The sequence below is a fragment of the Streptomyces sp. NPDC051315 genome, from assembly GCF_044455165.1.
Lineage (GTDB): Bacteria > Actinomycetota > Actinomycetes > Streptomycetales > Streptomycetaceae > Streptomyces.
Genome location: NZ_JBITEN010000018.1, coordinates 153,982 through 175,248 on the forward strand (window position 1 = coordinate 153,982; position 21,267 = coordinate 175,248).

General features: G+C 72.5%; 16 protein-coding genes and 2 pseudogenes. 4 read left to right on the forward strand and 14 right to left on the reverse strand.

Annotated features, from left to right (window positions below; genetic code table 11):
• Positions 1-312: 312 nt before the first annotated feature.
• A complete protein-coding gene (locus ACIBBD_RS30080; protein ID WP_399422709.1) occupies positions 313-1,593 on the reverse strand; it encodes an AI-2E family transporter in 1,281 nt (426 codons plus the stop codon).
• 60 nt (positions 1,594-1,653) lie between these two features.
• Positions 1,654-1,848, reverse strand: coding sequence for a DUF3046 domain-containing protein (locus ACIBBD_RS30085; RefSeq protein WP_399422710.1), 195 nt, complete (start codon positions 1,846-1,848; stop codon positions 1,654-1,656).
• Positions 1,849-1,927: 79 nt separating this feature from the next.
• Here ACIBBD_RS30085 and ACIBBD_RS30090 point away from each other — a divergent pair, with 79 nt between their 5' ends.
• Complete coding sequence (locus ACIBBD_RS30090) at positions 1,928-2,872, forward strand: hypothetical protein (protein WP_399422711.1); 945 nt, start codon at positions 1,928-1,930, stop codon at positions 2,870-2,872.
• A 244-nt stretch (positions 2,873-3,116) separates the two neighbouring features.
• Here the strand turns inward: ACIBBD_RS30090 and ACIBBD_RS30095 are convergent, their stop codons facing one another.
• The 3 genes and pseudogenes from ACIBBD_RS30095 to ACIBBD_RS30105 all read right to left on the reverse strand — a co-directional run.
• Positions 3,117-3,425, reverse strand: a complete 309-nt coding sequence (locus tag ACIBBD_RS30095; RefSeq protein WP_399422712.1) for an AzlD domain-containing protein — start codon at positions 3,423-3,425, stop codon at positions 3,117-3,119.
• Entirely contained in the window at positions 3,422-4,168 is a 747-nt protein-coding gene (locus ACIBBD_RS30100) for an AzlC family ABC transporter permease (RefSeq protein ID WP_399422713.1), read from the reverse strand. The genes ACIBBD_RS30095 and ACIBBD_RS30100 overlap by 4 nt, the downstream gene beginning before the upstream one ends.
• A gap of 23 nt (positions 4,169-4,191) precedes the next feature.
• Positions 4,192-5,031, reverse strand: a pseudogene (locus ACIBBD_RS30105) (AraC family transcriptional regulator); the annotation flags it as partial.
• 361 nt (positions 5,032-5,392) lie between these two features.
• Between ACIBBD_RS30105 and ACIBBD_RS30110 the strand changes: the two are divergent.
• From ACIBBD_RS30110 to ACIBBD_RS30120, 3 genes and pseudogenes are all read left to right on the forward strand, one after another.
• Entirely contained in the window at positions 5,393-10,291 is a 4,899-nt protein-coding gene (locus ACIBBD_RS30110; RefSeq protein WP_399422714.1) for an ATP-dependent helicase, read from the forward strand.
• 72 nt (positions 10,292-10,363) lie between these two features.
• Positions 10,364-11,206, forward strand: coding sequence for an Fpg/Nei family DNA glycosylase (locus ACIBBD_RS30115; RefSeq protein ID WP_399422715.1), 843 nt, complete (start codon positions 10,364-10,366; stop codon positions 11,204-11,206).
• Between the two features lie 32 nt (positions 11,207-11,238).
• Positions 11,239-11,478: pseudogene (locus tag ACIBBD_RS30120) on the forward strand (SDR family NAD(P)-dependent oxidoreductase); the annotation flags it as partial.
• A gap of 178 nt (positions 11,479-11,656) precedes the next feature.
• On the opposite strand, the gene ACIBBD_RS30125 reads toward ACIBBD_RS30120, so the two are convergent.
• The 9 genes from ACIBBD_RS30125 to ACIBBD_RS30165 all read right to left on the reverse strand — a co-directional run bounded on the left by ACIBBD_RS30125 (position 11,657) and on the right by ACIBBD_RS30165 (position 21,027).
• Positions 11,657-12,025 (reverse strand): hypothetical protein, encoded by a 369-nt coding sequence (locus tag ACIBBD_RS30125; protein WP_399422733.1) that lies wholly within the window; start codon positions 12,023-12,025, stop codon positions 11,657-11,659.
• A 128-nt stretch (positions 12,026-12,153) separates the two neighbouring features.
• Positions 12,154-12,624: a Dps family protein gene (locus ACIBBD_RS30130; protein WP_399422716.1), complete on the reverse strand. Its 471-nt coding sequence runs from the start codon at positions 12,622-12,624 to the stop codon at positions 12,154-12,156.
• 338 nt (positions 12,625-12,962) lie between these two features.
• The gene (locus ACIBBD_RS30135) at positions 12,963-13,343 is read right to left on the reverse strand and encodes a helix-turn-helix domain-containing protein (protein ID WP_399422717.1); all 381 of its coding nucleotides are present in this window, start codon (positions 13,341-13,343) and stop codon (positions 12,963-12,965) included.
• Between the two features lie 109 nt (positions 13,344-13,452).
• Positions 13,453-13,998, reverse strand: coding sequence for a CinA family protein (locus tag ACIBBD_RS30140; protein ID WP_399422718.1), 546 nt, complete (start codon positions 13,996-13,998; stop codon positions 13,453-13,455).
• Positions 13,995-14,726, reverse strand: a complete 732-nt coding sequence (gene pgsA / locus ACIBBD_RS30145; RefSeq protein ID WP_399422719.1) for a CDP-diacylglycerol--glycerol-3-phosphate 3-phosphatidyltransferase — start codon at positions 14,724-14,726, stop codon at positions 13,995-13,997. The genes ACIBBD_RS30140 and pgsA overlap by 4 nt, the downstream gene beginning before the upstream one ends.
• The gene (rimO, locus tag ACIBBD_RS30150) at positions 14,723-16,192 is read right to left on the reverse strand and encodes a 30S ribosomal protein S12 methylthiotransferase RimO (RefSeq protein ID WP_399422720.1); all 1,470 of its coding nucleotides are present in this window, start codon (positions 16,190-16,192) and stop codon (positions 14,723-14,725) included. The genes pgsA and rimO overlap by 4 nt, the downstream gene beginning before the upstream one ends.
• A 112-nt stretch (positions 16,193-16,304) precedes the next feature.
• A complete protein-coding gene (locus ACIBBD_RS30155) occupies positions 16,305-17,135 on the reverse strand; it encodes a helix-turn-helix domain-containing protein (protein WP_399422721.1) in 831 nt (276 codons plus the stop codon).
• Between the two features lie 258 nt (positions 17,136-17,393).
• Positions 17,394-20,114: a DNA translocase FtsK gene (locus ACIBBD_RS30160; RefSeq protein ID WP_399422722.1), complete on the reverse strand. Its 2,721-nt coding sequence runs from the start codon at positions 20,112-20,114 to the stop codon at positions 17,394-17,396.
• A 226-nt stretch (positions 20,115-20,340) separates the two neighbouring features.
• Positions 20,341-21,027, reverse strand: a complete 687-nt coding sequence (locus tag ACIBBD_RS30165; RefSeq protein WP_399422723.1) for a two-component system response regulator — start codon at positions 21,025-21,027, stop codon at positions 20,341-20,343.
• Between the last annotated feature and the right edge of the window lie 240 nt (positions 21,028-21,267).

Genomic DNA, 21,267 nt, shown 5'->3' on the forward strand with positions numbered 1-21,267 from the left:
GCCCGCACCGCGCCCGCCCCGCGTTCTGCCCGGTCCGCACCGCGTCTGCCCCGCCGCGAGCCAGTGCCGTACCCCGCCGAGGCCCTCACCACCCCGTACCCGTACGCGCGCCCCCAGCAGCCGAGCACCGCCCCCTCCCCCGAGACGGCCCACGTGCAGCGGGAACGAGAGCGTGGACGGAAGCGGGGACGGGGCTGGGGCCACGCGGCCGACGTCACCCCCGCCGCTACCGAAGCGACGTCACTCCAGCCACTCCCGGACCGACGTCACTCCGGTCGCTGCCGGGCCGTGGGTCATGGGCTGTAAGCGCAGTCATCCGGATCTCTTCACCGGCCCGGCGATCCGCTGCCGCGTCTTCGTCCAGAGCCGCCGCGCGCGCGTGAGCGGGCCCGGCCCGTCGCCCCGTCTCCGGTGCCCGTGGACACGGGGATCGTCCGTGACGTCGTACCGCTTCACGTACGCGCCCAGGAACGCCTGCAGCGTGGCCACCGCCGGGATGGCGATCAAGGCGCCGACCGCGCCGAGGAGGGCGGTGCCGGCGACGACCGAGCCGAAGGCGACGGCAGGGTGGATGTCGACGGTCTTCGAGGTCAGCTTGGGCTGCAGCATGTAGTTCTCGAACTGCTGGTAGACCACGACGAAGATCAGCACCCACAACGCGTACAAGGGCGAGACCGTGAAGGCGATCAGCATCGGCAGCGCGCCCGCGAGATACGTACCGATGGTGGGGATGAACTGCGAGACCACGCCCACCCACATCGCGAGGGCGGGCGCGTACGGGATGCCGAGCGCCTGCAGCAGAACGTAGTGGGCGCCGCCGGAGATCAGCGCCATCAGCCCGCGGGAGTACAGGTAGCCGCCGGTCTTGTCGACGGCGATCTCCCACGCGCGCAGCACCTCCGCCTGCCGGGCGGGCGGCAGCACGGAACACAGGGCGCGGCGCAGGCGGGGTCCGTCGGCGGCGAAGTAGAAGGAGAACAACGCGATCGTCAGCAACTGGAAGAGACCGCCCAGGACCTGCGTGGAGACGTCCAGGACGCCGGCCGCGCTGTTCTGCGCGTACCGTCTCAGCCAGTCCGAGTGGAGCAGGCCCTCCTGGATGTCCACGCGCCTGAGCTCGGTGTGGAACGTGGTGTTGATCCAGTTGATGACGGAGTCGAGGTACGCCGGGAAGCCCTCGATCATCTTGATGATCTGTCCCGCGAGGATCGAGCCGAGCAGTGTGAAGAAACCGGCGAGCACGACGAGCAGGCCGAAGAACACCAGGAAGGTGGCAAGCCCCCTGCGCATGCCGTGGGCGGCCATCCGGCTCACCGCGGGTTCGATGGCGAGGGCCAGGAAGAACGCGATGAGTACGTTGATCAGCAGGCCGATGAGCTGGTGAAAGGCCCATGTGCCCAGCTGGAACACGCCGACGAGGGCGAGCGCGAGCACCATCGCGCGAGGGAGCCAGCGCGGCATGCGGTCACCCGGCCCGGCCTCTGTGCCGGCCGGAGGCGGCGTGAGCTGCGTCGTGCCCGGCGTCGTGCCCGGCGTCGTGCCCGGCGGGGGTGCGTGCGGGCCGACCTGCCCGGACTCGTCAGTGGGTGCCACGGATCAAGTCTCGCCCACAGCACCGACAGTCGGAGCCCCCTGTGCGATCTTCACTGTGGATCAGCGCTTCTCCTGCGGAACGTTCATCACCGTGCACACCACGCGCCACACGTCCTTCGCGTCCCAGCCGGCCGCCAGCGCCTGGTGCACCGTGCGCCCGCCCAGCTCCGCCATCACGTGATCGCGCGCGAAGGTGTCGGCGTAGCCCGTACCGAAGTGCTCCGCCATCCGCTGCCAGAAGACCGTCAACCGCATGACACCAGTATCCCGCCCCAGGGGGTGGCCCCCGGCCGGGACCGCCTGCCGAGACCGCTTTCCGCTCTACGGTCTGACCATGGCCGAAACTGGAGCATCCCCACTCCCCCCTACGCCTCCGGCGCACACCCCGCTCTTCCGCGCCGAGCACTTCGTCTGGCTCACCGCGCGCGTGCTTGAACAGCGCCTCTTCGCACACCACTTCCTCCACGGCGCTGCCGACCCCGTCGAAACCGCGCTCGACGCCTACCGCAACGACGACGGCGGATACGGCCACGCGCTGGAACCGGACCTGCGCGGCCCCGTCAGCCAGCCCCTGCACGTCGCGCACGCCCTGCGCGTGCTGGACTCCCTGGGGCGCTGCGGCGGCCAGCGTGTGGAACGGGTGTGCCGCTACCTCACCTCCGTCTCCACTCCCGACGGCGCGCTCCCGGCGGTCCATCCCAGCCAGCGCGGCTACCCGGCGGCCCCGTTCGTCCCGATCGTGGACGACCCGCCCAGCGATCTCCTGTCCACGGGCCCGGTGGTGGGCGTCCTCCACCGCAACGAGGTGTGGCACGCCTGGCTGTTCAGGGCCACGGACTTCTGCTGGCAGGCGGTGGACTCCCTGCAGACGTCCCACCCCTACGAGATCCAGGCTGCTGTGACGTTTCTGGACTCCGCTCCCGACCGCCCGCGCGCGGAGGCGGCCGCCGACCGCCTGGGCCGCCTGGTGCGCGAACACGGGCTCGCCGTACTGGACCCGGATCGCCGCGACGCCCACCCCGTCCCGCCCGGCTACGCCCCGGGCGAGCACCACTTCCCGTACGACTTCGCCCGGACCCCCGGTTCTCTCGCGCGCGCGTGGTTCACGGACAACGAGATGGAGCGGTCCCTGGACTTCCTCACCGGCGAACAGCAGGAGGACGGCGGCTGGCCGGTCCGATGGCGCCGCTGGGCACCCGGCACCGACCTGGAGGCACGCCCCATGGTCACGATCGAGGCCTTACGCACCCTGAGGGCGTACGGCCGCGCCATCGGCTGACGCCAGGACCGCGGCCCAGGGACGCCGGGCCGGGCCCGGCAGCCGTGGCCCACCACGGGCACAACCCGACCACCAGCCCTGACCCACCCCGGGCACAACCCGACCAATGGCCACGGCCACCCGCGAGCCGTCCCGACCGCCGACCGTGACCCACCGCGGCGCACCCCGACCGCGAACCGTCCCCACCCCAGCCCCTCCCCGTCACAGCCCCATAGCCATCCTCAGGCCGCCCCGGCCCCGACCGTCACCCGCCCACGGCCCGCACCCCCGCCGTCACCACCACGGCCGCCGCGACGACAAGCAGGAACGGCGCTCTCAGGACGAGCGCCACGGCGGCCGCGGCGAGCCCCGCCGCCCTCGCGTCCAGCACGAGCGTCTGCCCGTCGGCGAACGCCTGCTGGGCCGTGAGGGCGGCGAGCAGGGCGACGGGCAACAGGGCCGCGAGCCTCCGGACGAGTGGCCGCTCGAGCACACCCGCGGGAACGAGCAGTCCGGCGAGCTTGACGGCGTAGCAACCGAGGGCGGTCGCACCGATGGCGATCCAGGTGTTCACCGCTCCCCCTCCTCCGGCCGGCCACGCGTCCGGCTCTTGCGGCGGCCCTCGCCCCAGAGTGCGAGCGGCGCTGCGAGCGCGGCCACCAGGACGGGCACGCCGGCGGGCAGGACGGGCAGCAGACCGAGCCCCAGCACCACCGCGAGCCCGGCCACGGCCCGCTCGGTGGCGGTCGTCAGCATGGGGGCGAGCAGCGCCAGGAAGACGGCGGGTCCGGCCGCGTCGAGCCCCCACGCGTCGGTGTCCCCGATCGCCTCGGCACCCAGCGCGCCCAGCAGCGTGGTGAGGTTCCACAGCACATAGAGGCTGAACCCGGTGACCACGAAGCCGATCCGCGCACCGCGCCGATCGCGCTGGGCCAGCGAGACGGCCGCCGTCTCGTCGATCATCCACTGCGCCGCGAACGGTCGCACCGCGCGCGGGAGGGCCAGCAACTGCGACAGGCGCAGGCCGTAGAAGGCGTTGCGCACGCCCAGGAAGAAGGCGCCCGCGGCCGCCGTGAGCGGACTGCCGCCCGCGGCGAGCGCCCCGACGAGCGCGAACTGGGACGCACCCGTGAACACCAGCAGGCTGAGCGCACAGGTCTGCCACACGGTGAGCCCACTGCCCGCCGAGGTCACCCCGAAGGCGAACCCGGAGAGTCCCACGGCGACCCCCACTCCGAGGGCGTCCCGTACGACGGCGGCGTCGGGCCTGGCACCCCGGCCGTCGCGTATGTCTGCGAAAGCTGTCTGTTCTGCCACGCGTCGGACGGTAGGAGCGATCACCGCCGCGCGTCTTGTACGTTCTTGCGCTCACGCTGGTAGGCGCCCGGTGGCACACCCACGATCCGGGCGAAGTGACGGTTGAGGTGCGGCTGATCGGTGAACCCCACCGCCAGGGCCGCCTCCGCCGGTGCCGTCCCGGCGTCCAGCAGCCGCCGCGCCCGGCGGACCCGCGCGTCGGTGAGCCAGGTGTGGGGCGGCATCCCGTAGGCGTCCCGAAACGCACGCAGCAACGCGAACGGACTGGTCCCGAGATCCGCCGCGAGGTGTTCCAGGGTCGGCGGATCTGCCATCCGGTCCTCCAGGACGGCACGCGCGCGTGCGGCGACCCGGCTCCCGGCCGTCAACACCCGCCGAGCCGGCAGAGTCCCGCCGTTCATCCGCAGCAACCGCGTCACGGCGACCCGCAGCAACGTGTCGGCGGCCAGCGCGTTTCCCTCGTCGGCGGCCCGCAGCACCCGCTGCACCAGCGCGACGGCGTAGGGATCGTCGAGCACCGGACTCACGAACCCGGGCGTGCCCCGCAACGCGGTCGTCTCGGCCGCGATCCCGGCCACGACCTCCGGCGACGGATACACGACCTCGTACCGCCAGCCTTCGGGAACACCGGCCCGCCCGGTGTGCGGAGTGTCAGGATTGACCAACGCGAGCGCACCGGCTCCCGCGTAGTGATCGCCCCCACGGTGCTGGAAGACCTCCACGCCCTCGACGATGCCGGCGATCACGAAGTGCTCGTGGGTGTGCCGCACGAAGTTCTTCCGCACATAGCGGGCCCGCAGCAGATCGACTCCGGGCAGCTCCGCGTACCGCCAGTGCCGCGCCACTTCACCCGAACCCGCCATACCCGCATTCTCCGTGACGGTTCCGCCCTCCCGCAGCCGCAGTGCGGCTGCGGGCCCGCGGTGACGCGTCGCGGCCGGACGGAGCGACGGTCGAGGTGCGGCTGCGGCGAACCCCGTCGCGGCGTCAGTCCCGCACTCAACAAGCCCGCACACCAGCCGCACGGACCGGCCCCCGCAGAGCACCCCACAGCCCAGCCCCGCGGGTCCGCCTTGCGGGTCCGCCCCCCGCAGGTCCGCCCCATAACCGAACCCCGCCGATCAGCCCCGCAGGTCGGCCCCACACCCCAGCCCCACAGCCGAACCCGGCAGGTGAGTCCCGCAGGTCAGCCCCATTGTCAGACCCCGGGTGCACGATGGACGCATGGTCAGCGACGCACACCGAGCCCTGGACGGCTTCTCCCCCGCGACCCGCGGCTGGTTCACGGGGGCGTTCTCCGCGCCCACCGCGGCCCAGGCGGGCGCGTGGCAGGCCCACCGTGAGGGCTCGGACGTGCTGGTGGTGGCCCCGACCGGCTCCGGCAAGACACTCGCCGCGTTCCTCGCCGCCCTGGACCAGCTGGCCTCCACGCCCCCACCGGCCGACCCGAAGAAGCGCTGTCGCGTCCTGTACGTCTCCCCGCTCAAGGCCCTCGCCGTCGACGTGGAACGCAACCTGCGCAGCCCCCTGACGGGCATCCGCCAGGAAGCCGTGCGCCGGGGGCTGCCCGAGCCCGAGATCAAGGTCGGCATCCGCTCCGGCGACACGCCCGCCGCCGAGCGCCGCGCCCTCTCCACCCGCCCGCCGGACATCCTGATCACCACCCCGGAGTCCCTGTTCCTGATGCTGACGTCGGCCACCCGGGACGCGCTGACCGGCGTCGAGACGGTGATCCTGGACGAGGTGCACGCCGTGGCCGGCACCAAGCGCGGCGCCCATCTGGCCCTGTCCCTGGAGCGCCTGGACGAACTCCTGCCCAGGCCGGCCCGCCGCATCGGCCTCTCCGCGACCGTCCGCCCGGTCGACGAGGTGGCCCGCTACCTCTCCCCGCGCCGCAAGGTGGAGATCGTCCAGCCCCCCTCCGGCAAGGAGTTCGACCTCTCGGTCGTCGTCCCGGTCGAGGACCTGGGCGAGCTGGGCGGTGCACCGGTCGCGGACGGCTCGGAGGGGGCGGAACGCCCCTCGATCTGGCCACACGTCGAGGAGCGGATCACCGACCTCGTCCAGGCCCACCGCTCCACGATCGTCTTCGCCAACTCCCGCCGCCTGGCGGAGCGCCTCTGCAACCGCCTCAACGAGATCGCCTACGAGCGGGCCACCGGCGAGCCCCTCGACGAGCACCACGCCCCGGCCGAACTCATGGGCGGCTCCGGGGCGGCCCAGGGCGCCCCGCCGGTCATCGCGCGCGCCCACCACGGCTCGGTCTCCAAGGAGCAGCGCGCACTCGTGGAGGAGGACCTCAAAGCGGGCCGGCTGCCCGCCGTCGTGGCCACCTCGAGTCTGGAACTGGGCATCGACATGGGCGCGGTCGATCTCGTCGTCCAGGTCGAGTCCCCGCCCTCGGTGGCCTCGGGCCTCCAGCGCGTCGGCCGGGCGGGCCACCAGGTGGGTGCCGTCTCCACCGGCGTCGTCTTCCCGAAGTACCGCGGCGACCTGGTGCAGGCCGCGGTGGTCACCGAGCGCATGCGCACCGGTTCCATCGAGTCCCTCAGGGTCCCGGCGAACCCCCTGGACGTCCTCGCCCAGCAGTTGGTCGCCATGACCGCGATGGACACCTGGCAGTTCGACGACCTGCTCGCCATGGTCCGCCGCGCCGCGCCCTTCGCGTCACTGCCCGAGTCCGCCTTCACGGCCGTCCTCGACATGCTCGCCGGCCGCTACCCCTCCGACGCCTTCGCCGAGCTCCGCCCGCGCGTGGTGTGGGACCGCGTCGCCGGCACGATCACCGGCCGCCCCGGCGCCCAGCGCCTCGCCGTGACCTCCGGCGGGACCATCCCCGACCGCGGCCTGTTCGGCGTCTTCCTGGCGGGCGCCGACCCCAAGAAGGGCGGCGGCCGGGTCGGCGAGCTCGACGAGGAGATGGTCTACGAGTCCCGCGTCGGCGACGTCTTCACCCTGGGCACGAGTTCCTGGCGCATCGAGGACATCACGCGCGACCGCGTCCTGGTCTCCCCGGCCCCCGGCGTCCCCGGCCGCCTGCCGTTCTGGAAGGGCGACCAGCTGGGCCGCCCGCTGGAGCTGGGCCGCGCGGTGGGCGCGTTCCTGCGCGAGGTCGGCTCCCTGCCCAAGGACGACGCCCGCCTGCGCCTGCTGACCGCGGGTCTGGACGCCTGGGCCGCGGACAACGTCTTGTCGTACCTGGACGAACAGCGCCAGGCCTGCGGCCACGTCCCGGACGACCGCACGATCGTCGTGGAGCGCTTCCGGGACGAACTCGGCGACTGGCGGGTCGTCGTGCATTCCCCCTTCGGCGCCCAGGTCCACGCTCCCTGGGCCCTCGCCCTGGGCGCCAAGCTCTCCGAGCGGTACGGCATGGACGCCCAGGTCATGCATGCCGACGACGGGATCGTGCTGCGCCTTCCGGACGCCGACCTCATGAACCTGGACCTGCTCGACCGGGAGCCGATGAAGGCGGGCACGGAGTACGACGCCGAGCAGGCGCCGGTCGGCGCCGCGGACGTCGTCTTCGACAAGGGCGAGGTCGACCAGATCGTCACCGACCAGGTCGGCGGCTCCGCCCTGTTCGCGGCCCGCTTCCGCGAGTGCGCCGCCCGCGCCCTGCTGCTGCCGCGCCGCAACCCGGGCAAGCGCACCCCTCTGTGGCAGCAGCGTCAGCGCGCCGCCCAGCTGCTGCAGGTGGCGAGCGAATTCGGCTCGTTCCCGATCGTGCTGGAGGCGGTCCGCGAGTGCCTCCAGGACGTCTTCGACGTGCCCGGGCTCGTCGAGCTGATGGGCGACCTGGAATCCCGCAAGGTGCGCCTGGTGGAGGTCACCACCCCGGAACCGTCCCCCTTCGCCCGCTCCCTGCTGTTCGGCTACGTCGCCCAGTTCCTGTACGAGGGCGACTCCCCGCTCGCCGAGCGCCGCGCGGCCGCCCTCTCGCTGGACTCTCGGCTGCTGGCCGAGCTGCTCGGCCAGGCGGAGCTGCGTGAGCTGCTCGACGCCGAGGTGCTCACCGAGCTGGAGCGGGAGCTGCAGTGGCTGACCGAGGACCGCCGCGTGAAGGACGCCGAGGGCGTCGCGGACGTCCTGCGACTGCTCGGCCCGCTCACCGACGCGGAGCTGGCCGAGCGCGGCGCGGAGCCCCATTGGGCGCAGGAGCTGGCCGCCGCCCGCCGCGCCATCCGGGTCCGTGTCGCCGGCGCGGACCACTGGGCCGCGATCGAGGACGCGGGGCGGCTGCGCGACGCCCTCGGCACCGCACTCCCGGTCGGGGTCCCGGAGGCCTTCACCGAGCCGGTGAAGGATCCGCTGGGTGACCTGCTGGCGCGTTACGCCCGCACCCACGGACCGTTCACGTCGGCCACCGCCGCCGCCCGCTTCGGCCTGGGTGTCGCGGTCACCGAGGGCGCCCTGCAGCGGCTCGGGGTGGGCGGGCGCGTCGTCCAGGGCGAGTTCCACCCGGCCGGCATCGGCCAGGAGTGGTGCGACGCGACCGTCCTGCGCAGGCTGCGCCGCCGTTCCCTGGCCGCCCTGCGGCACGAACTCGAACCCGTCCCGCCCGCCGCGCTCGCCCAGTTCCTGCCCCAGTGGCAGCACATCGGCAAGGGCCACGCCCTGCGCGGCATCGACGGTCTGCTGCGCGCGATCGAGCAGCTCCAGGGCGCGTCCGTACCCGCCTCCGCCCTGGAGAGGCTCGTCCTGCCGTCCCGCGTGACCGACTACACCCCGGCGCTCCTCGACGAGCTCACCGCCGCCGGAGAGGTGGTGTGGGCCGGGGCGGGCGCCCTGCCCGGCAAGGACGGCTGGGTCTCCCTGTATCTGGCGGACGCGGCCCCCCTGCTGCTGCCCCCGCCCCACCCCCTGGAGCTGACGGCACTGCACCAGTCCGTCCTGGACGCCCTCTCGGGCGGCTACGGCTTGTTCTTCCGCCAGATCGCCGACCAGGTCCGCGCGACCACCCACCCCGACGCCACCGATCCCCAGCTCGCCGACGCCCTCTGGGACCTGGCCTGGTCCGGCCGCCTCACCAACGACACGCTCGCGCCGATGCGCTCCCTGCTGGGCTCGGGCCGCACCGCCGGCTCCACGGCTCACCGCGCCAAGCGCGCGGTCCCGCGCGGCCGCTACGGCTCGCTGGCGGCCGCCGCCCGCTCGGCCTCCCGCAGCGGCCCCCCGACCGTCGCCGGCCGCTGGTCGCTCCTCCCGGCCCACGAGCCCGACCCCACCGTCCGCGCCCACGCCCTCGCCCGCACCCTCCTGGACCGGCACGGCGTGGTGACCCGGGGCGCGGTGTCGGCCGAGGGCGTCGAGGGCGGCTTCTCGGCGACGTACCGCGTCCTGTCCGCCTTCGAGGAGAGCGGCCAGGCCCGGCGCGGCTATGTGGTGGAGGGTCTCGGCGCCGCGCAGTTCGCGATGGACGGCGCCGTGGACCGTGTCCGCGCGGTGGCCAACGCCCGCGACCGGGAGCAGACGCTGCCCGGCCCGCGGGAGGAGGGCAGCCCCGACGGCTTCACCTTCCCCGACACCTCCCCGTCCGACGACCTCGGCTGGGACGTCCCCGGCCTCGACGACGCCTTCGACCTCCCGGCAGCCCCGGCCTCACCGGGCGAGTACGTCTCCCCCCGCGACTTCGCCTCCCCCGGCGCCGGCGGCCCCCGGGGCGGCGACGGCTTCCCGTACGCCTCCGGATTCTCCGACCGCCGTCGCCGTACGCCCTCCTCCGCCTCCCGAGCCGTGGTCCTGGCCGCGGCCGATCCCGCGAACGCGTACGGCGCAGCTCTGTCCTGGCCCGAGCCACCGACCGGTGCCGGGCACAAGCCCGGCCGCAAGGCGGGCTCCCTGGTGGTGCTCGTGGACGGCGAACTGACCCTCTACATGGAGCGCGGCGGTAAGACCCTGCTGGCCTGGCCCTCCACCCCGGACGGCGTGGACACCCCCTCCGACGACCCCCGCCTGCACGCTGCGGCCGAGGCCCTCGCCGCAGCCGCCCGCGCGGGTTCCCTCGGCACGGTCACGGTGGAACGCGTCAACGGCACCTCGGCCCTCACCTCCCCCCTGGGCACCCTCCTGGAAGGAGCCGGCTTCATCGCGACCCCCCGAGGCCTGCGGCTACGAGCATGACCACCCCGCGCCGGCCCGCACGCCCCGCACCACCGCCCCGCCGCACACCCCACCCCGTGCCACCCTTGACCCATGCCCGAAGGTGACACGGTCTGGCAGGCCGCGAGGCGGCTGCACACCGCCCTCGCGGGCAAGGTGCTGACCCGCTTCGACCTGCGCGTGCCCCAGTACGCCACCGCCGACCTCACCGGCCGCACCGTCCTGGACGTCACTTCGCGCGGCAAGCACCTCCTCACCCGCATCGACGGCGGCCTGACGCTCCACTCCCACCTGCGGATGGACGGGTCCTGGAAGGTGTTCGCGAACGACCAGCGCTGGACCGGCGGTCCGGCGCACCAGATCCGTGCCGTCCTCGGCGCCCACGACCGCACGGCCGTCGGCTACCGCCTCCCCGTCCTCGAACTCCTGCGCACCGCCGACGAGGACCGAGCCGTCGGCCACCTCGGCCCCGACCTCCTGGGCCCCGACTGGGACCCCCAGCAGGCCCTCGCCAACCTCCTCGCGGACCCCGCCCGGCCCCTCGGCGAGGCCCTCCTCGACCAGGGCAATCTCGCCGGCATCGGCAACGTCTACAAGAGCGAGCTCTGCTTCCTCCTCGGCGCCACCCCGTGGCTGCCCGTAGGAGCCCTCCCCGCCGACCGCGCGGCGAAGCTGCCCGCCCTCGCCAAGAAGCTCCTGGAGGTCAACCGCGACCGCCCCATCCGCCGCACGACGGGGGGTCGCGGCCCGGACCTCTTCGTCTACGGCCGCGCGCCCCGCCCCTGCCTGCGCTGCGGGACCCGCATCCGGGTCGCCGACCAGGGCGACGGCTCGCGCGACCGCCCGACGTACTGGTGCCCCGCCTGCCAGACGGGCCCCACCCCGGCCCCCGGCTCCCCACCCACGCGCCGCGTCCGCTCCCACCCCGTCAATTGACGGACCGTCAGAAACGCTCGTACCGTCCCCTCATGGCCGTGAAGGCGTACGACCTCCCCGGACGCACCGCATTCGTCACCGGCGCCGCGAGCGGCACAGACCGCGCCTGCGCCGTCCTGCTGGCCGAGGCCGGTGCCACCGTGCACGGCGCGGACCGTGACGCGCAGGGACTGCACGAGACGGCGAACCTGATCAAGGACCGGGGCGGCACGGCCCACACCCATCACCTCGACGTCACCGATCGCACCCAGGTGTGCCGGGCGGTGGAGTCCTGATCGGCGCCCTCTCACGCCCCCGGTCGGCCCAGCGGGTCTCCATCACACCCGAGCACCACCATCCACCCACCACCCACCCACCACCCACTCCAGCCCTCAAGACGCATCCGACCGCGCATGCCAGGCCCCACCATCGACCCACCAGCCCAACCGCCGCTCCACCCCAGTCGCACCCTCAGGCCTCACATTCCCCTCCAGCCTCACCGACACCAGCGCACCCCTCCCCTCCAACACCACCATTAACCCGGCCAGAACCCCGAACATCCTCAGCACCAGCACCACTGATACCCCCACTCTCCCCCGCACCAGCCACACCCCCACCCTCACCCCGCCAGGCCGCCACCCACCGCCCCTCAGCGACCGCCCCCACCGCACGCGCCTTGGCCACACAGTGCACCGGCAGCAGGCTCAGCCCCCACCCTCCGGCGGCCACCGCCCCCTCCAGCACCCCGGCGTCGGGCGCCACGGCGATCCGCACCACGGCCCACCACCACAGCACCCCGAGCCCCAGCACGGCCCCCCGGCGCACTGTCCGCCCCGCCACGGCCGTCACCTCCAGCCCGCCGCCCGTGAGCCGCTCCACCGACCCGGCATGACGCTAGACGGCCGCTCGCACCACCGGCAGGGCGCGCCACCGGCGCACGCACCGGCGCGTCGGCGGCGCCGCACGCCTCACCCGTTCTCCGCCTGGAACATCCAGTGATGCTTCGCCAGATCGGCGGTGATCCCGATGAAGAGGTCCTGGGTGACGGGATCCGCGTCCTCGGTGGCCCCCACCCGTTCCCGCATCCGGGTGATCACCGCACCCAGCGCCGCCACCAGCGCCCCGACCGCGTCCGTGTCCTTGACCCACCCTTCGGACACCGCGTCGATGCCGCTCCCGGCGGCCACCGTCGCCGCACGCCCGTCCGGAGGCACGCCCAGCGCCGAGGCACGCTCCGCCACGGTGTCGGAGTGCGTCCGCGCACTGGCCACGACCTCGTCGAGCTGGAGGTGGACGGTCCGGAAGCGCGGCCCGACGACGTTCCAGTGGACCTGCTTGGCGACGAGCGCCAGGTCGATCATGTCGACCAGCGCACCCTGCAACGCCTCGGAGACGGTCTCCAGAGCGGGGTCGGACAGTGGGCTCTTGACGACGTACATCCGTACCTCCGGGTTGGTCGACTCCGTCGTGCCCCTTCACGATGACCGCCGCACCCGAACCCGGCAAACGCACCCGAAAGCCCCCGCACCACCCGAATCCCCGGGCTCGCCTCTCAACCCACCCCAGCACAGCCACCCCACCCACACAGCCGCCTCCCCCGCACGGTCACCCCACCCGCCCGGCCACCTCACCCGGACACGCAAAAACCCCGACCGCACCTCTCCGGATCTCCCGGAGAAGCCCCGGCCGGGGCCTCACATGCCGTACGCCCTACGCGTACGGCGGGCTGTGCGCCTTCACACGCACTCGCCGATGGACACACCCACCCAGGGGCACATCACGCGGCGACCACGTCCACCGCCTCGGCGGGCGCCTTGATGGTCACCCGCTCCGGCGGCACACCGGTCACCGACACGGAACCCAGCATCGGGCGAACCGGCGTGGGCACAGGCTGACTGGGGGTGGCCGCAGCAGACTGGGCCAGCTCGGCGAGGGCGAGCTCGTCGCTCACTTCCCGCATGAGCTCGGACATCCGTACGTCCAGCGCGTCGCAGATGGCGGCGAGCAGCTCGGAGGAAGCCTCCTTCTGCCCCCGCTCCACCTCGGAGAGATAGCCGAGTGAGACTCGGGCGGACGAGGAGACTTCGCGCAGAGTACGGCCCTGGCGTTGGCGCTGCCGACGCAGCACGTCACCCAGCAGGCGACGGAGCAGAATCATCGGTGGCTCCCTCCTCGGACCGCGTAGCCGCATCCTTCTCGCCCCACCGTACCGCCTTGCGCCGCGGCCGTGCGGGGAGCGATGTCGTGTTCACTCAGGGCTGCAAACATCAAAACCCCCCGTTCTGTTCCGTATCCTGTGCCCGCTCATTCCCGGTCTGTTCGTCCGCAAGCTCCCTCAGGAGCACTGCGAGTACGCTCCGTACACTCTCTCTACGAATTTCCGCGCGGCCGCCGTTCAACCGCAGGGCCTCCACTTTTCCGCCAGAGGCGGAACCGGAGTCGGACCGGCTCGGCCCGTCCACGGCCACGAAGACCGTGCCGACGGGCTGCCCGTCCTGGGGGTCCGGGCCCGCGACGCCGGTCGTCGCGATGCCCCAGTCGGCACCCAGAGCCTTGCGCACGCCCGCCGCCATCTGGCCCGCGACCTGCGGATCCACGGCTCCCCGAGCGGCCAGCAGGTCGGCGTCGACCCCGAGCAGTTCCTGTTTGAGCACGGTGGCATACGCCGTGACCGACCCCCGGAAGGCCTTGGACGCGCCGGGGACCGATGTGATCTCCGCCGCGACCAGACCACCGGTGAGCGACTCGGCGACAGCGAGCGTCTCGCCCCTCACCGTGAGTAGTCGCACCACGTCGTCAGCCGGGGAGCTCACGCTTCCGTCTCCTCCGACGCGGCCCTGCGCTCGGCGATTCCCTGCCGGCGCAGCACAATGGCCTGTCTCACATAGTCGAGCCCGGTCACCACGGTCAGCACGACCGCCGCGGCCATCACCCAGAACCTCAGGGTGGCCAGCCACCCCGTCAGCGCCAGGATGTACATTCCGACGGCCACGCCCTGGGTGAGCGTCTTGAGCTTGCCGCCCCGGCTCGCCGGGATGACGCCGTACCGGATGACGAGAAAACGCAGCAGCGTGATCCCGAGTTCCCGGCCGAGGATCACGCCCGTCACCCACCACGGCAGGTCGCCGAGCGCGGAGAGGCAGATCAGGGCCGCTCCCATGATCGCCTTGTCGGCGATGGGGTCGGCGATCTTCCCGAAGTCGGTGACGAGGTTGTACGTCCGCGCCAGATGACCGTCGAACAGGTCGGTGATCATGGCGACGGCGAAGGCCGCCCAGGCGAGCGCACGCCACGCCGGGTCATAGCCGCCGTCGGCCAGCATCAGCGCGACGAAGCCGGGCACCAGGATCAGCCGGAGCATCGTCAGCAGATTGGCGACGTTCCAGACACTCGCCTGGTTGACGGCCGCGGCCGCCAGCTTGCCGCCCCGCGGCACCTTCACGACACCCGAGGAGTCGTCGGCGGCGGACGCGCCGGAAGGAGCCGCGGCATCCTTCGCCTGCGAGGAGCCGCCCGCGGCCGATGCCGGGACACCCGTCATCTGCCCGCCTCCTCACTACACCCGATCGAGCCCTGGAGGGGCTCGGCCACGAGGTCGACACCTTCCGTGCCGACCACCTTCGCCTCGACCATACGACCGACGCTCAGTCCTTCGCCCGACGTGAGGAGCACCTGGCCGTCCGTCTCCGGCGCCTGGTGCGCCCCGCGGCCGTACACGCCCTCGTCGTCCACCGACTCGACGAGCACGCGCACGGTCTCCCCGAGTCGCTCCTCGGCCCGCTGCGAGACGAGTTCCTCGGCGAGCCGCGAAACGCGCGCCAGCCGTTCGGCGACGACATCCTCGTCGAGCTTGTTGTCGTACGTCGCGGCCTCGGTGCCCTCCTCGTCGGAGTAGCCGAAGACGCCGATGGCGTCGAGCCGCGCGTGGTTCAGGAACCGCTCGAGCTCGGCCAGGTCGGCCTCGGACTCGCCGGGGAAACCGACGATGAAGTTGGAGCGCACGCCGGCCTCGGGCGCCTTGCTCCGGATGGTGTCGAGCAGTTCCAGGAACCGGTCGGTGTCGCCGAAGCGGCGCATGGCGCGCAGCACGTCGGGCGCGGAGTGCTGGAAGGACAGGTCGAAGTAGGGGGCGACCTTCGGGGTGGAGGTCAGCACGTCGATCAGGCCGGGACGCATCTCGGCCGGCTGGAGGTAGCTGACGCGCACCCGCTCGATGCCGTCGACCTCGGCCAGCTCGGGCAGCAGCGACTCCAGCAGCCGGATGTCACCGAGGTCCTTGCCGTAGGAGGTGTTGTTCTCGGAGACCAGCATGATCTCCTTGACGCCCTGGTCGGCCAGCCACCGCGTCTCGTTCAGCACGTCGCTCGGGCGGCGGGAGATGAAGGAGCCGCGGAAGGACGGGATGGCGCAGAAGGTGCAGCGCCGGTCGCAACCGGAGGCGAGCTTGACGGAGGCGACCGGGGCACCGTCGAGGCGGCGGCGCAGCGGCGCGCGGGGCCCGGACGCCGGGGCGAGGCCGTCGGGGAGGTCCGCCGGGCCGTGCCCGGGCAGCGCGACGTCGGCGGCCGACTCCTGCCGCTGCGCCGGGCTGATCGGCAGCAGTTTGCGCCGGTCGCGCGGGGTGTGGGCGGCGTGGATGCCGCCGGACAGGATCGTCTGCAGACGGTCGGAGATGTCGGCGTAGTCGTCGAAGCCGAGCACGCCGTCGGCCTCCGGGAGGGCCTCGGCGAGGTCCTTGCCGTACCGCTCGGCCATGCAGCCCACCGCCACGACGGCCTGGGTTCTGCCATGGCCCTTGAGATCGTTGGCCTCGAGGAGGGCGTCGACGGAGTCCTTCTTGGCGGCGTCGACGAATCCGCAGGTGTTGACGACGGCGACGTCCGCGTCCGCGGCGTCCTCCACGAGCTGCCAGCCGTCCGCCTCCAAACGGCCTGCGAGCTCCTCCGAGTCCACCTCGTTACGGGCGCAGCCAAGGGTGACGAGTGCGACGGTACGGCGTTCAGGCATGGGCTCAAGACTACTTCGTCCGGCTGACACCCCACGTCGACGGGTTGGCGATCTTCGTGCCGACGGGGCCGGTGATCTCCGCCGGCCCCGTCCGCATCACGGCACGCCCCGCTCACCCGGCCTGCGGGTCACCCTTCGTGTACGTCAGCCGCTCCACGGCACCCGGCTGCCAGTCGTCCTCGATCTTCTTGCCGTTCACGTACAGCTGGATCGCGCCCGCGTCACCGAGGACGAGGTTGATCTTCTCGCTGTCCTGGAAGGTCTTGGAGTCGCCCTGCTTGAGCAGACCGTCGAAGAGCAGTCGGCCGCTGTGGTCCTTGGCGGAGATCCAGCTCTTGCCGTCGGTGGCGCTGACCTGGACGGTCACCTTGTCCTGGGGCGCGGCGGCGATGGCGCTGTCGGAGGGCTCGGGCGTCTCGTCGGCCGTGTTGTCACTCTTCGGGGTGGGCGTGGCGGGCGCGCTGGTCGTCGGGGCGGTGCCGTCGGCGACGTCCTGCGTGCCCCCGCCACCCTTGAACGCGGTGAAGCCGACGAACCCGACCACGGCGACGATCGCGGCGACCATGGCCGCGGTCCAGTTCGGCCCGCGCCGCTCGGGGCGGATGCGTTCCGCCTCGAACAAGGGTGCGGCCGGCGTCGGTGCCGGGCGGCCGCCGTGGGTGGCGTCGAACTGCTCGATCAGCGGGGCGGGGTCGAGGTGGACGGCCCTGGCCAGGGTCCGGATGTGCCCCCGCGCGTAGACGTCCCCGCCGCAGGCGGCGAAGTCGTCCGACTCGATGGCGTGGATGATGGCGATGCGGACCCGGGTGGCGGAACTGACGTCGTCGACGGTCAGCCCTGCCGCGATGCGCGCCTGCTGCAGGGCTCGGCCGATGGGGGGGCGGGCTTCCTCGGAGACGTCTTCGAACGGACGCTCGTCTTCAGGGGAGTTGCCGATGGACACGGGGGCGCCTTTCGAGCGTGTAGCCACCTGTGCTGGAGGTTCAGTCTAGGGGGGGTACGAAAGGGAGGGGCAACCGGGCGATAGGGCTTTGTACGCCATCGGAATGGCCGGACACACCGATGACGGGACAGGTACGCGGCCCAGGATGGGACCCGCACCTGTCCTTTCGCTCAACTTGACGTACGCCGCAGGGAAACGGTTGCCCGTCGCTCTCTAACGGGTGAGTCACGGACACCCGCCGTCCCCATGGAGAAACGTCTATCCTTCAGCCTCCCCGCGGATCACCGCGAGCACGCCGTCCAACTCGTCGGGCTTCACGAGAACGTCACGTGCTTTGGACCCCTCGCTCGGTCCGACGATGTTCCGCGACTCCATGAGGTCCATCAGCCGCCCCGCCTTGGCGAAACCGACCCGCAGTTTGCGCTGCAGCATGGACGTGGACCCGAACTGCGTGGAGACGACCAGCTCGGCCGCCTGGCACAGCAGATCGAGGTCGTCGCCGATGTCCTCGTCGATCTCCTTCTTCTGCTTGGTGCCCACGGTGACGTCGTCCCGGAAGACGGGCGCCATCTGGTCCTTGCAGTGCTGCACGACCGCCGCGACCTCGGCCTCGGTCACGAACGCGCCCTGCATACGGGTCGGCTTGTTCGCGCCCATCGGCAGGAACAGCCCGTCACCCTTTCCGATCAGCTTCTCGGCACCGGGCTGGTCGAGGATGACCCGCGAGTCCGCGAGCGACGACGTGGCGAAGGCGAGCCGCGACGGCACGTTGGCCTTGATCAGACCGGTGACGACGTCGACCGACGGCCGCTGCGTGGCGAGCACCAGGTGGATGCCGGCCGCGCGCGCGAGCTGGGTGATCCGCACGATCGCGTCCTCGACGTCCCGCGGCGCGACCATCATCAGGTCGGCCAGCTCGTCGACGATCACCAGCAGGTACGGGTACGGCTGGAGCTCGCGCTCGCTGCCCTCGGGCGGCTTGACCTTCCCCTCGCGCACGGCACGGTTGAAGTCGTCGATGTGCCGGTACCCGTACGCCGCCAGGTCGTCGTACCGGAGGTCCATCTCCCGTACGACCCACTGGAGCGCCTCGGCGGCCCGCTTGGGGTTGGTGATGATCGGCGTGATCAGGTGCGGGATGCCCTCGTAGGCGGTCAGCTCGACGCGCTTGGGGTCGACGAGGATCATCCGGACGTCCTCGGGCGTCGCCCGCATCATGACCGAGGTGATCAGGCAGTTGATGCAGGACGACTTGCCGGAGCCGGTGGCGCCGGCGACCAGCATGTGCGGCATCTTCGCCAGCGAGTGCATGACGTACCCGCCCTCGACGTCCTTGCCGAAGGCGACCAGCATCGGGTCGTCGTCCTCCGCGGACTCCGCGAGACGGAGCACGTCACCGAGGTTGACCATCTCACGGTCGGTGTTCGGAATCTCGATACCGACCGCCGACTTGCCGGGAATCGGGCTGATGATCCGCACGTCGGGGCTGGCGACGGCGTACGCGATGTTCTTCGTCAGCGCGGTGATCCGCTCGACCTTCACGGCGGGGCCGAGTGCGACCTCGTAACGCGTGACCGTGGGACCCCGGGTGAAGCCGGTGACGGCGGCGTCGACCTTGAACTCGGTGAAGACGTTCGTCAGCGAGGCGACGACGGCGTCGTTGGCCGCGCTGCGCGACTTGCCGGGCCCCCCGCGTGTGAGGAGGTCGAGCGACGGCAGCGCGTAGGTGATGTCGCCGGACAGCCGGAGCTGCTCGGCGCGCGACGGCAGCTCGCGCGGCGCCTCGGGGGCGGACTTCGTCAGGTCGGGCACCACCCCGGCCTTCGGCTTCTCCCGCTCGGGGCGCGCGGCCGGAACCGGGACGGGTGTCGGCGTGGTGGGCTCACGGTCGCCGGCGCTCACGCCCTGGGTCAGGTCGGCGACGATCGGCGACGGCGGCATGCCGTGCAGCACGGCGCCGTCGAGGTCGGCCGCGGCGGCCGCGGCGATGTCCACGGCGTCCGGCTGCCGGTCCATCGCGGGCTGCGGCACCGCCGAACGCCGGGGCCGGCCGCGCCGCCGGGTGAGGGCCTCCTCCTCGGCGCCGTCGGCGTCGTACGCCTGCGGGGCGCTCGAGCGCCGACGGGGGCGCGCGGGCAGCGCCTCGCGCCACTGCTCGTCGTAACGCGCGTCGTCGTCCGCGAACTCGTCGTACCCGTCCGCCCTGGGATCGTGCAGCACCCCCAGACGCACCCCGAGCTGCCGCAGCCGCTGCGGAATGGCGTTGACGGGCGTGGCCGTGACGACGAGCAGCCCGAACACGGTGAGCAGCACGAGCAGCGGTACGGCGAGGACCTCACCCATGGCGTAAGTCAGCGGGGTCGCGGCGCTCCAGCCGATGAGACCGCCGGCGTCCCTTATCGCCTGCATGCCGTCACCGCGGGCGGGCGAGCCGCAGGCGACGTGCACCTGGCCGAGGACGCCGATGACGAGAGCGGACAGGCCGATCACGATGCGGCCGTTGGCCTCGGGCTTCTCGGGGTGCCGGATGAAGCGCACGGCGATGACCGCGAGCAGGATCGGCACGAGCAGGTCGAGGCGGCCGAAGGCGCCGGTCACCAGGATCTCGACGAGCTCACCGACGGGGCCGCGCAGATCGGCCCAGGTCCCCGCGGCGACGATCAGCGCGATGCCCAGCAGCAACAGCGCGACGCCGTCCTTGCGATGGGCGGGGTCGAGGTTCTTGGCGCCGTTTCCTATGCCGCGGAACACCGCGCCCACGGCGTGCGCCAGGCCCAGCCAGACGGCGCGTACGAGCCGGTAGACGCCCCCGGTGGGACTCGGCGCCGGTTTGGGTGCGGGCTTCTTGGCCGCGGCCTTCCTGGGGGGCGCCTTCTTCACCGGGGCCCTTTTCGCGGCGGCCTTCTTCGCCGGAGCCTTCGCGGGAGCAGCCGCCTTCCTGGCGGGCTGCTTCTTGGCTGCGGAGGGACGTGAGGCCATAGGTGTGAGGTTACCGGGGGAGACCCCGGCGGACACGTGTGCCCACTGCTTCACCCGTTCGTGTCGCAGTCGCAGAGGCGCGGAACTGACGCGCCCCCACCGGCGGCTGACGCGGGCTCTCTCCCGGCTGCCGTCCGTACCCGCGCGACAAGACCGCCGTCCAGGACCGCCGCTCGTCCGCCCCCGCCTGACGGCCGCTCACGCACAACCGCCCGCGCCGCACGCGTCAGTTCTGCGACGGCACCGAGGCGGGACCGCTGCCGCCGGTGCCGGGCTCCAGCGCGTCCAGCGCCCGGCGCAGACCGGTGAGCTTGCGCTCCAGGTGCGCCGCCGTGGCCACCGCCGCCGCGTCCGCCGACTCGTCGTCGAGCTGCTTGGACAGGGCCTCGGCCTGCTCCTCGACGGCCGCGAGCCGCGCGGACAGCTCGGCCAGCAACCCGGCCGACTCCTTGGCGCCGCCGGCCGCCTTGCCGCCACCGCCCTCCAACTGCAGCCGCAGCAGTGCCGCCTGCTCCCGCAGCTGACAGTTCTTCATGTACAGCTCGACGAAGACGGAGACCTTCGCGCGCAGCACCCACGGGTCGAACGGCTTGGAGATGTAGTCCACCGCGCCCGCCGCGTACCCGCGGAACGTGTGGTGGGGACCGTGGTTGATCGCCGTGAGGAAGATGATCGGGATGTCCCGCGTCCGTTCTCGCCGCTTGATGTGAGCGGCCGTTTCGAAACCGTCCATTCCCGGCATCTGGACGTCCAGCAGAATGACCGCGAAGTCGTCCGTCAGCAGTGCCTTGAGCGCCTCTTCCCCGGACGATGCCCGCACCAGCGTCTGATCGAGCGCAGAGAGGATCGCCTCCAGCGCCAGCAGATTCTCCGGCCGGTCATCGACCAGGAGGATCTTGGCCTTCTGCACCATGGCCCGCCCTCCTCGCCCCGGCAGTGCACCGGGCGCCGCCCCTGGGGACGACTCCTTTGCGCCGCCCTTCCTTGTGCCGGTCATGGTAGCCGCACCCCGACCGTCGCCACACCCTGTCACCGTGATGTCACTGTGCACGTAGCAGGAACGCGGCACGAGACCAGAAGGTTCCCCGGATCCCGCCCCGCTACACGGCCTCCACCACCCCGAGTCCGCGACTTCTCCCGTCCTCGGGTGGCG

Excerpts from the sequence above, each read along its gene's own strand:
- ACIBBD_RS30085 (WP_399422710.1), bottom strand. The coding sequence starts at position 1,848 with ATGCGGTTGACGGTCTTCTGGCAGCGGATGGCGGAGCACTTCGGTACG.
- ACIBBD_RS30165 (WP_399422723.1), bottom strand. The coding sequence starts at position 21,027 with ATGGTGCAGAAGGCCAAGATCCTCCTGGTCGATGACCGGCCGGAGAAT.
- ACIBBD_RS30160 (WP_399422722.1), bottom strand. The coding sequence starts at position 20,114 with ATGGCCTCACGTCCCTCCGCAGCCAAGAAGCAGCCCGCCAGGAAGGCG.
- rimO (WP_399422720.1), bottom strand. The coding sequence starts at position 16,192 with ATGCCTGAACGCCGTACCGTCGCACTCGTCACCCTTGGCTGCGCCCGT.
- ACIBBD_RS30115 (WP_399422715.1), top strand. The coding sequence starts at position 10,364 with ATGCCCGAAGGTGACACGGTCTGGCAGGCCGCGAGGCGGCTGCACACC.
- ACIBBD_RS30135 (WP_399422717.1), bottom strand. The coding sequence starts at position 13,343 with ATGATTCTGCTCCGTCGCCTGCTGGGTGACGTGCTGCGTCGGCAGCGC.
- ACIBBD_RS30130 (WP_399422716.1), bottom strand. The coding sequence starts at position 12,624 with ATGTACGTCGTCAAGAGCCCACTGTCCGACCCCGCTCTGGAGACCGTC.
- pgsA (WP_399422719.1), bottom strand. The coding sequence starts at position 14,726 with ATGACGGGTGTCCCGGCATCGGCCGCGGGCGGCTCCTCGCAGGCGAAG.
- ACIBBD_RS30110 (WP_399422714.1), top strand. The coding sequence starts at position 5,393 with ATGGTCAGCGACGCACACCGAGCCCTGGACGGCTTCTCCCCCGCGACC.
- ACIBBD_RS30090 (WP_399422711.1), top strand. The coding sequence starts at position 1,928 with ATGGCCGAAACTGGAGCATCCCCACTCCCCCCTACGCCTCCGGCGCAC.